The organism is Photorhabdus stackebrandtii (genome assembly GCF_011189495.1).
GTDB classification, from domain to species: domain Bacteria; phylum Pseudomonadota; class Gammaproteobacteria; order Enterobacterales; family Enterobacteriaceae; genus Photorhabdus; species Photorhabdus khanii.
Window position 1 is genome coordinate 118,103 of sequence record NZ_PUJV01000013.1, and the last position, 10,803, is coordinate 128,905.

The 10,803-nt window shown below is 41.6% G+C and carries 12 protein-coding genes and 1 pseudogene; 12 read left to right on the top strand and 1 reads right to left on the bottom strand.

All coding sequences use genetic code 11. From position 1 onward, the window contains the following. The first annotated feature begins 16 nt into the window (after positions 1-16). From C5470_RS12940 to C5470_RS22845, 12 genes are all read left to right on the top strand, one after another. Positions 17-187 (top strand): DUF6889 family protein, encoded by a 171-nt coding sequence (locus tag C5470_RS12940; protein ID WP_166289672.1) that lies wholly within the window; start codon positions 17-19, stop codon positions 185-187. Then, positions 177-1,946, top strand: coding sequence for a hypothetical protein (locus C5470_RS12945; RefSeq protein ID WP_166289675.1), 1,770 nt, complete (start codon positions 177-179; stop codon positions 1,944-1,946). Before C5470_RS12940 ends, C5470_RS12945 begins: the two co-directional genes overlap by 11 nt. Before the next feature lie 2 nt (positions 1,947-1,948). Next, a complete protein-coding gene (locus tag C5470_RS12950) occupies positions 1,949-2,554 on the top strand; it encodes a phage baseplate protein (protein ID WP_036848153.1) in 606 nt (201 codons plus the stop codon). Continuing rightward, on the top strand, positions 2,539-2,844 hold the full coding sequence (locus C5470_RS12955) for a phage baseplate plug family protein (protein WP_166289678.1): 306 nt from the start codon (positions 2,539-2,541) through the stop codon (positions 2,842-2,844). The genes C5470_RS12950 and C5470_RS12955 overlap by 16 nt, the downstream gene beginning before the upstream one ends. Before the next feature lie 130 nt (positions 2,845-2,974). Then, positions 2,975-3,928: a phage protein gene (locus C5470_RS12960; protein WP_036848146.1), complete on the top strand. Its 954-nt coding sequence runs from the start codon at positions 2,975-2,977 to the stop codon at positions 3,926-3,928. Continuing rightward, positions 3,928-4,683: a Gp138 family membrane-puncturing spike protein gene (locus tag C5470_RS12965; RefSeq protein WP_036848143.1), complete on the top strand. Its 756-nt coding sequence runs from the start codon at positions 3,928-3,930 to the stop codon at positions 4,681-4,683. The genes C5470_RS12960 and C5470_RS12965 overlap by 1 nt, the downstream gene beginning before the upstream one ends. Further along, positions 4,680-5,027, top strand: coding sequence for a contractile injection system sheath initiator (locus tag C5470_RS12970; RefSeq protein ID WP_036848140.1), 348 nt, complete (start codon positions 4,680-4,682; stop codon positions 5,025-5,027). Before C5470_RS12965 ends, C5470_RS12970 begins: the two co-directional genes overlap by 4 nt. After that, on the top strand, positions 5,020-6,213 hold the full coding sequence (locus C5470_RS12975; protein ID WP_152961672.1) for a baseplate J/gp47 family protein: 1,194 nt from the start codon (positions 5,020-5,022) through the stop codon (positions 6,211-6,213). The genes C5470_RS12970 and C5470_RS12975 overlap by 8 nt, the downstream gene beginning before the upstream one ends. 8 nt (positions 6,214-6,221) lie before the next feature. Beyond that, positions 6,222-6,782 carry a DUF2612 domain-containing protein gene (locus tag C5470_RS12980; protein WP_081738251.1) on the top strand — a complete coding sequence of 187 codons (561 nt, stop codon included), beginning with the start codon at positions 6,222-6,224 and terminating at the stop codon, positions 6,780-6,782. Between the two features lie 2 nt (positions 6,783-6,784). Beyond that, the gene (locus C5470_RS22840; RefSeq protein WP_242687977.1) at positions 6,785-8,518 is read left to right on the top strand and encodes a tail fiber protein; all 1,734 of its coding nucleotides are present in this window, start codon (positions 6,785-6,787) and stop codon (positions 8,516-8,518) included. Next, positions 8,518-9,144 (top strand): tail fiber assembly protein, encoded by a 627-nt coding sequence (locus C5470_RS13000; RefSeq protein WP_166289681.1) that lies wholly within the window; start codon positions 8,518-8,520, stop codon positions 9,142-9,144. Before C5470_RS22840 ends, C5470_RS13000 begins: the two co-directional genes overlap by 1 nt. A gap of 694 nt (positions 9,145-9,838) precedes the next feature. Beyond that, positions 9,839-10,627, top strand: a complete 789-nt coding sequence (locus C5470_RS22845; protein WP_242687979.1) for a glycosyltransferase family 32 protein — start codon at positions 9,839-9,841, stop codon at positions 10,625-10,627. A gap of 54 nt (positions 10,628-10,681) precedes the next feature. On the opposite strand, the pseudogene C5470_RS23685 reads toward C5470_RS22845, so the two are convergent. Further along, a pseudogene (locus tag C5470_RS23685) lies at positions 10,682-10,803 on the bottom strand (IS982 family transposase); the annotation flags it as partial.

A 10,803-nucleotide genomic window follows, 5' to 3' on the forward strand; every position in this document is an offset into this window, starting at 1 on the left:
CTTAAATTTTGAAACCTTGCCGGAAGGGCGTGATTACCTGTTACGCCCGGTCATTGCGGGTATGTGCTGTTATGAATCTTTGAAAGATGGCGTTCTTGACCTGGCTGATATTGCACTGATGAATGATGCCCTTGACGTTAAATCAGAAAATGAGGCCATGATAGAGAGGTGGCGAAGTGAGCAATAACACTGAAACAATTGAAGATTTCCTGGTATCACTTAGGTTTGATATTGACGAGGTGGGGCAGCGTAAATTCATGGCTGTTATCACGGAAGTCACGTCTAACGTTCTTAAAATGCGGGCGGAAATTGAAAGCGCAACATTAGCGGTGGTTAATTTTATCACTCAAATCGCTAACGGCCTGGATAAGCTCAGTGGGCAATTGCAGAAAACAGGCGTAACAACTGAAAAAATTAAATCTATTGATGGTGGTGTCAGTCAGGTTGGGGCAAATGTTGAGGGGCTTTTGCCCAACATGGGCATTCAGGCCAGTGATACAAATAGCAACCATTGTAATACGGCTTCTTTGGTCTCATTGATAAGTGAACAGTTATTAAAAACACCAATGGATTGTGCTGGTCAATCCACCGGCACACTTGATAGTGATGACATATTTAATGCTGTTGAGGAATTAGTCAAATGGTTAGACAAAGGGGAAATCTCAGCGAAAGGTTTATTGGCGACACTGAATGAATTGTGGAAATTCACAGGAAGAAAAATCACTCTGGGTATACTCTTTGATTTTAATAATCGGTTAAATGCATTACAGGAAGAAGCAAAAAGAAATCACGAAAACGTGGGTGAAACTCTAATGCGGCGGCGAAGAGAGTATGAAGCAAATAAAAAACCACTTATAACATCTGAGCAACTGAATAGCTGGATGTCAACACATGGGATCTATATTGCTTCTGACTGGACACTGTTTTTCAGCAAAGATAAGTATGAAAAATACCAGCAACAACTTGATGTCAGGAAAACCATAATTGATAAAGGACACCGCCCAAAAGTTACTGATAATATTCCTGCTAAAGTATCAGACCAATCAAGTAAAACGAAAAAGAAACGAAAGAACAAGCCACTAAATAAAGATCATCTTAAGACTGGTGTTGTTAAACAGCATGATGTTCATCATGGTTTAATGGCTACAGCTAACCAGTCAATGAATGTTTTTAACAGTGAGCTTACAGGGGCAAGACTAAAGAAAATAATGTCTTCCAGAGGGGTACGGAATAACAACCCATTAAATATGAATTTTGCACATCAGACAGGGGCGGTACTTGAAGATAACCCAAAACCCAGATTTGCTAAATATCCAGATGCCTACAGTGGATTAAAAGGTGCAGCCCATCAGTTGAGACGTTATTTTCGTGGTCAAACTACCGGAAAAAAGCTACAGACCATTGCAAGTATTATCCCAACATGGGCACCATCAAAAGATGGCAATAAGACTAAAATTTATATTGCCAACGTGTCTAAAATGATGGGAGTTTCTAAGGATGCATTCATTGATCTCACCGATCCTAATGTGATGCAAAGGCTGATTGATAGCATGATGGTAGTAGAAAGTGGTGGTAATCCTTATTCACCCGAACTTATCAGGGCGGCAATTACCGGAGCGCCACCGCCAGCGAATAAACCTTCAGGCTTGGCCGGGCATCTGAATAATGTCGTTCATTCTTTGAAAAATATTTCGATTGATCCCCGAATAATCAGTGGTGCGGCGATAAATATCAACAGTATGATGAATCATCAGGTAATGACTCCCCATTTACTGCTGCATACGCCAATACCAGCTGGTAATAATGTGATGGGGATAGGGGAAGTAAATTATCATATTGAGGTTAATGGCGTTGAATCTCCCAGAGAGGCAGCAAGACTGACTGGGGAAACAGTAGAACGCACTCACAGTATGCTACTTCGAAATATGCAAACACAGGTGAGATAACAATGGATATATTATCAGTCATGTTTTCTCAGCAAACGAGAAAAATAGGTGTCATTGTACCGAGTGTTGTTATTTCAGAAACCCATACGGATACATCCAATATAACAGATCATCCGGTCCAGCAAGGGGCGACAATCAGCGATCATGCCTATGACACGCCATCAGAAGTTATAATGAGCTTGGGTTTTGCTGGTGGTGGTTCGTTGCTTGATGTTGTGGATACCACAAAAGTATTTGATATTGCTACCGGATTGAGCCTGGGAACCAACCCGCGTGCGGTATATCAACAGTTGCTTGATCTGAAATCATCATATAAACCTTTTGATGTTGCGACAGGGAAACGTTTATACAACAACATGCTAATTCAAAATATAAGTGTTACAACGGATAAAACCAGTGAAAACGTTTTGTCAGTCACTTTAACCTTGCGTGAAGTTATGATTGTTGAAACATCGCCGAATAAGACCGCGCCGGCAGAAAATATGAAACACTCTGAAGATACGGCACCTGTGGTTAATGTCGGAACCAAAGTCACGGTGAAGCCGTCATTACCACAAAGAATTCTTGACTTTATTATAGAACGAGGTAAAAAATGGCTGGGATTGTAGAAATTCCTTTATCACCTAAAAACCAGCAATTTGATGTTCAGCTAAATGGAATTAACTATAAAATGCGTTTGATGTGGCGTGATATTGCGGGCTGGATATTAGATATTATGACGCGGGACAGTGAACCCATAATCAATGGCTTGCCGCTGGTTTTTGGGGTTAATCTGCTTGAACAATATTGTCATCTTGGTTTTAATGGTTCATTAATCTTTTATGGTGATATAAATCAGCAAAAACCTTACAGGAATAATCTTGGTAAGGAGGATAGATTATACTTTGTAGTAAGTTAACGTGGTAAAAATGGAGGATAATACACTTTTTGGGAAAGATGCAGTTTTATAGCCACAACCTTTAACTTCCTATGATTTATTACACGTGCCGCTTCATTGCGGTTTTTTGTTTCTGTTAATTAGGTGAATTATGTCAAAACAATGGATAAGAGAATGCCACCTTATCGTTGTAGACGAAAAGGGTGAAAAAGTAGATTTATCAAACCTGAAAATCATATTTAATATCAACAGAGCTGAACACTCCTATCCGGCTACGGGTGTTTTCACGATATATAACCTCAATGACGAAACCAGTAATAAATTACGCCGAAATGAGTTTAAAACAATTAAATTTGTAGCGGGCTATAAGGAGAATTCAGGACAAATATTCTCAGGCCAAATCCAATACACACATGTGAAGAGAGAAAGCGCAACCGACACCTGTGTTGTTATTCAGGCTGCGGATGGGGATGAGCCACACAATTACGCGACCGTAAATACCACTATTGCCGCTGGATATTCGCAAGCAGACTTAGACCATTTACTGATGCGTGATATTGCCAAATATGGCATTACCGCCGGTTTGCGCCCGGAATTCCGCAAATCAGCATCTCCCAGGGGAAAAGTGCTTTTTGGTATGCACCGTAATGAAGTTTCTAATTTGGCAAAGCAATGTGACGCTAACTGGCGTTACGAAGATAACCAGTTGCATATTGTGCCCAGGAATAAATATCTGACAGAGGCGGTTGTACTCACATTAAAAACCGGTCTGATTGGTATGCCTGAACAGACCATCGGCGCCGGTATTAACGTTAAATGCTTAATCAATCCCAATATCGGCCCCGGCACATTAATCAGACTGGATAATCGTTCAATCAAGCCGGTTGAGCCTTCTGGCGATGAAACACCTAAATCTGACAATCATAAAGATGCAAAAGAGCAACCATCAGCATTGGATTCTGACGGTGATTACATCGTCTTCAGCGTAAATTATTCCGGCGACACCCGCGGAACTGACTGGTACATGGAGATGATGTGTGTTGCTAAAAGCGATCACACATTGCTGAAGAAATTAATGAGCAATAAAGATAAGGCAACCACCTGATGATAAATACTGATGAACGACTAAATAGGCCCGAAGCGGTCTTTTTTTCTATGCAAGAGGTCATTAGCGCCGGATTGTATGTCTCTTTACCTTGCATTATTCAATCATTTAACGCTGATGCGGTCACAGTAACAGCACAACCCGCTATCAGATGGAAAATCAGGAAAAAAGACGGTGAACTGGAATCCGTATCTTTGCCGCTGCTAGTCGATGTACCCGTAATATTTCCAAGGGGCGGGGGAGTGACATTAACCTTCCCGGTAAAAGCGGGTGATGAATGCCTGGTTGTATTTGCTGATCGCTGTATTGATTACTGGTGGCAATCTGGCGGCGTACAAGAGCCGGTAGATCCCCGGCAACACAACCTCTCCGATGGATTTGCGATCATTGGTCCACAATCCCAGCAACAAAAAATAGCCGATATCAGCATCAGCACCGCGCAGCTAAGAAGTGATGATGGCGCCGCTTATATCGAACTCGATCCCGGTAGCCATAATGTCACAGTGATCACACCGGCGAAACTCATTGCCACTGCACATGGCGGTACTGAAATCACCTCACCTGAAATCACCCTGAATGGCAACGTCACCATTAACGGCAACTTATCGCAGGGAATGGGATCGGGTGGCGGTACAGCAACCCTGCAAGGCCCGGTCACGGTGAACAAAGATCTGACCGCGGGTGGCATAAGCCTGATGAACCATACGCACGGTGGTGTACAAACCGGTAGCGGTAGCACGAGGAAACCGCAATGAGATACAGAAGAGAAATTGACAACGACTATGTATTTGGTCGTGGTGAAGCGAGTTTTCTTATCAACTCACCGGAAACGGTCGCGCAGGCGGTGAAAACCCGCCTGATGTTGCGCAGTGGCGAATGGTTTCTTGATGACCGGGAGGGAACCGATTACGACAAAGTACTGGGTAAAGGCACATCAAGTTTTTATGACCTGATTATCAGACAGCGAATACTGCAAACGCAGGGCGTGTCAGAAATTATCCACTACCGTAGTGAAAGAAACCCCAACACAAGAAAAATCACCATTACCGCCACGATTGACACGATTTATGGACAGACAGGAGTAACTGCTGATGTATGAAAGTATTATCACCTCAATGTTACCTGCTATTGATAAAAACGGGATCAACGCGCCTGATTATCAAACCATCTTAAATGGCTGGAAGGCGATATTCAGGGACATCTACGGGAACGATATTTACGTTGAATCTGACAGTAAAGACGGGGTTTTTCTGTCGCTGATAGCGTACGTTATTCACGGTTGTAACAACGCCACCATTGCTTCCTACAACTCATTTAGCCCGACAACTGCGGTGGGTGAAGGACTTTCCCGCAGTGTCAAAATCAATGGCATTACCAGAAAAAGCCCCAGTAACTCAACGGTGGATGTATTGATAACCGGTCGGGCCGGAACCGTTATTCGCAACGCATCCGTTCGGGACGACGCTGGAAACACCTGGTCACTCCCTGATGAAGTGATTATCGACACGCACGGGCAGGCTATTGTGACGGCCATATGTCAACAGACCGGCGCGATTGGCGCACTGCCTCACACGGTTAATCAGATTGCGACGCCAACCTTAGGTTGGCAAACAGTGACAAACCCTGTTGCGGCCACCCTTGGCCGGGGAATTGAATCCGATGCAGAACTGCGAATACGCCAGGCGGTTTCAGTCGCATTGCCTTCACAAACCATTATGGATGGATTAATCGGTGCGATTGCTAACCTGCATGGCGTCTCACGTTATCGGGGATACGACAACGACACGGATCAAACCGACGAAAATGGCATACCCGCGCACAGTATAGCCATTGTGATTGATGGTGGAGACTCGAAAGAAATTGCTCAGACCATCTTAAAAAAGAAAACGCCGGGCATACCGACATTTGGCACCACTGCTGAAATTGTCACAGACAGTGCTGGCAATGAAAAAACGATAAACTTCTATCGTCCTTCGCTGGTGCCAATTTACATTGAAATTCAGATTAGGCCCTTTGTCGGATACACCTCGGATATTGGGAATAGCATTCGTACAGAGATATCTGACTATATCAACTCACTTTACATTGGTGATGGGATATATGTTACCCGTCTGTTTGTTCCGGCAAACTTGTGCAATAAAAACGGCAGCCAGACATATGAAGTCTTGTCTGTGATGGCCGGTAAAACAGCATCAACAATAGATTCGGTGAACATCAACATTGCTTTTAACGAAGCACCGACTTGTTCACCTGAAAATATAAAAATAGTGACGGTGCTCAAATGAATAAATATATGAAACTAATTCCGGCGTATCACATGGAGGGTAAAAAATACGTCAGAATGCTTGAAGTGGTTACTGATATATTGAACCAGAGTGCACTTACAAATGAATTACTGATTAGCAGTTTTGACCTTGATAAAGCGGTGGGTAAACAGCTTGATATTATCGGCGAATGGGTAGGGAGAAACCGAACAATCCAGGCTCCGATTGAATACTATTACTTTTCCTTTGATATTCCTGAATTAGGATTTGATTACGGCACATGGAAAGATCGGTTTGATAGTGACAAAAGTTATATCGACTTGGATGATAACAATTACCGAATCGTGATTAAAGCCAAAATAGGGGAAAACAACTGGGATGGAACGGGGGAATCACTTAATCACATCCTGAGTTTTATTCATTCAAACCATAACATATCCATATCCTTTGAAGATAACTTGGATATGTCATTTACCGTGACTGTAAAAGGTAAATCAATTAGTACTATCACCAAAGAAATTATCCGTCAGGGTTATCTCTCCATTAAACCAATGGGAATAACGGTTAATTACCATGTCGTTGAGGGTTAGAAATGGCTAAAAATGACTTTAAAGCGTTTGCCACTGGCGAAAACGCGAATACATTATCGCAAGAAGAATATGAAAGTTTAGGTTTTATTGAAGAGGGATTTAAATCAGGAATAGCAAGGAGTGAACAGCTCAATAAAGTTTGGCGGCAATCCTCAATTATTGCTGCGGTGATTGGGAAATATATTGCAGAAAAAACGGGTGAAGATGTTATTGATGATGGAGATCTTGAGAAACTCGTAGGGCAATTAGATTTGGCATTAAAACAAAAAATTACGGCGGAAATTCCGGATGCTTCGCTTACGCAGAAAGGCATTTCGCAACTGAACAACGCGACAAATTCTGACAGAGAAGATCAGGCAGCAACGCCGAAAGCGGTGAACGATGTTAGAAAAATGGCTGAAGGTAAATTAAGTAGCGTTGCTGATGCTACATTAAACCAGAAGGGGATTGTACAGTTAAGCAGTGCTACTGATAGCGCGAATGAAACCTTAGCTGCGACTCCTAAAGCAGTTAAGGGCGCATATGATTTTGCCAATACGGCAAATGTAGCAGCTAATAATGCTCATGATTTCGCAAATACGGTAAATGTAGCAGCTAAAAACGCTCATGATGAAGCAAATAGGGCTACAGATAATGCCAATAGCCGGTTGGCAAAAAATCAAAATGGCGCAGATATCCCTAATAAAAGTGAGTTTATAAAAAACCTTGGTTTAGTGGAAACCGTCAATTTGGCTAAGGGGGCGTACCCAAAATCAGGTGGTATTGTAAATGGGAATATGGATGTAAAGGGCAATTTAACTACAAAGAATCGCATTAATGTATATCACGCGGGCGGTTACGCAGGGATACAATTTAATGACGAGAGAAATAGCAATAGCCTGCTATTAGAAATGAATAACGGCAACGGCGCATATTTTGTTCAGAGGAATGTTAAATCAGAAAATCAGTGGCAATTAATTTTCCCATCAAAAACGGGAATATTAGCAACACTTGATGATGTGATTCGCACAAATGGCGGTGTTGTTGGGAAAAACCCACGTTCTACAATCGATGATTTTGATAAAGTTCCACCCAACTCGACGTATTTCGGCTATAGCGGCGAAGTAATGAACTCCCCGCCGCTAACCGGGACGGGAATTAGACTTTGTGGCCCATTCAATGGTTATGATTTGATGATTCATTCAATGTATTGGGGTGGTGGTTTATATTATAGAACCCGAAATGGTGATAATGATAAATGGAATCCGTGGTACACAATTTGGTCAACATTCAACGCAAAACCCGACGCTAACGGATTCCTGAGAGCATCCAGCTCAGTTGTAGACATTCATCCAGTCGGCTCCCCTATCCCGTGGCCGCAACCAAATCCCCCATCAGGTTACTTGACGTGCAACGGCCAAGCATTTAATAAATCCCTATATCCACAATTAGCGGCAGCATATCCATCAGGAAGATTACCAGATTTACGCGGTGAGTTTATCCGTGGCTGGGATGATGGGCGCGGTGTGGATAGTGGTCGTGGGATTTTGTCTTATCAAGAGGGCCAGGCACCTGTATCTGCTATTGCTGGCTACTGGGATAATAATTGGCACAACGGGAAACATCGAGATACCGGGTTTTCAGCAGCGACGGGAACAAATAACGGCAGTTTTCATACTATCATCCAAGAATATGAAAATCAGAGAGAAACCCGCCCCCGCAACATCGCATTTAACTACATAGTGAGAGCAGCATAATGACAGAACAAAAATACTCTTTAGAACCAGAAATGGCAGTATTGGGTAAAGATGGTTTAGCCGAGAAAGCCGGTTGGATAAATGTTTACCATACTAATCAGATGACAAAAGAATTTACAGGTGCTGATATTGAATACTTAATGTTGGGTGTCAGCGTATCAGCGGGTGCTTATCCCGATGCGCCAGAGCTACCGACGTCTGATGATTTGGCCGTTTGTCGCAGTGAAGACGGTAAGTGTTGGGAAACCGTCGCAGACTATCGCGGAAAAACTGCTTACAACAAGCAAATCCGCGCACAGCAAGAAGTGACTGAGCTGGGTGAATTACCAGAAACCCTGACCTTCAAACAACCTGCAACTCATTTTGACAAGTGGACCGGCAAAGAGTGGGTAACTGACAAAGACGCTCTGAAAGCCAGCCAAATTGAACAGGCTGAACAGCAACGAACCACACTTTGCCAACAAGCTAATGAGGCCACTATTTTATTACAATATGCTGTCGAGACTGAACTGGCCTCAGAAGAAGAAAAAGCGCAGCTACTGAACTGGAAAAAGTATTTGGTATTACTGAGCCGTGTTGATACTTCACTAGCGCCTGATATTGAATGGCCGAAGATGCCAGAATGATGACAATAAGGGCTGCTTATGCAGCCCGATGACAAAATAAAACATCCTATTTTATCTGCCTTCTCCGAGATTATTCCCATCTATTGTGCTTTATGCTGCCATTTTGTCATTCACCGAGGCAGATCACTTTAACTTTACAGGCTTAGTATTCTGCCGATTGGTTGTAGATTACACCATCTGAATTACCTTATTAGTATTGCTAAAAAACCCGCCTTCTTAAACAGGCTCTTGTCAACAGTCAGGAATCTTTAAGCTTCTATAGGTCTAGAGTTATAGTTATAGTTATAGTGTGTCATTTTCTTACCATTGCAGCCAACAAGAAAAACAACTAAAATAAACCACATATTTTGGTAAAAAAACGTGGCAGGGAAATTTTATCAATTTAAATGACGCGCTTTTTCAATTTACATGGCATGCCACAATCTATTAATAGCAATAAGGGCTAAATGGCCCTGTTTTTACTTCACTTCGGTTATTCCGGCTACTCAATATTGGTACCATAGATATCCGGCGAACATTTAAGGCTTTCATGAATAAAGATTAGCTCTGAGATGGAGGGAGGATGTTGGAATTGTAGGAAGTTAATACCTACAATAGCAAATTGGGTTGTTTAGGTGAGGTTGATAGCGGGATTACCTAGCAGTATACTAACAGCAATAGAGACTACATTCATATTTTGGGATAGTAAGAGAAAATGATACCTAAGAAAATCCACTATGTATGGGTTGGTGATAAGCCTAAGCCACAGTTTGTTTTAGATTGTATAGATACATGGAAGAAATTCTTACCTGATTATCAACTGATTGAATGGAACAATGAAAGTTTAAAAAAAATTAAAAATAATTATATGGAAGAGGCGTTTCTCAACAAGAAATGGGCCTTTGTTTCTGATTATTTACGGCTATATGCACTATATCATGAAGGTGGTGTATATTTAGACACTGATGTTGAAATTACCAGAAACATAGACAAATTCTTGCGATTGAGTTTTTTTAGTTGCTATGAAAAAGGCGATGAATACTATCCTATTACCTCGGCAGTCATGGGTGCAGAAAGAAGAAACAGCATTATCGGCAGTTTACTAAAACAATATAATGATATACATTTTGAGACCCCTAATGGGCTGGATTTAGAAACCAACATAATAAAGATAACTCGTTATTTTTCAAAAAAATTCAATTTATTACCACCTTATGATGGAACAAAAGAAACCCATTTAAATCACAATTCGATTATTTATCCATCTAACTATTTTTGTACCCCAGAATCGGGAATGATAAACTTCTCAATACATCATTTCAACGGCTCTTGGTTGCCTTCTCATTCTCGCAAAGATAAATTAAATATTTTTAATAAATTTATTATCTCTCGATTTATTAAGATGAGAGATAAAGGAGAGCCACTGATTTCTTCAAAAGAAAAAATATTACTTAGTATACCTATGCTAAAGAACAAGAAGTATGTATTAATAATGAAAAAATAAAAAAACTTGCAGGGTTATAGCAACTCTGCAAGTTAACTAGACTGGTAATTAACCTCAGCTTCGTTTAAAAATAGCGATATCACAATCCCGTAAATTCAAGCTCGGTTTTTTAGGTTGGAATGTATAAGCAATTAGGCCAGCGACGATTTCCAATAAAAAACCGAGCTGACTGCGGT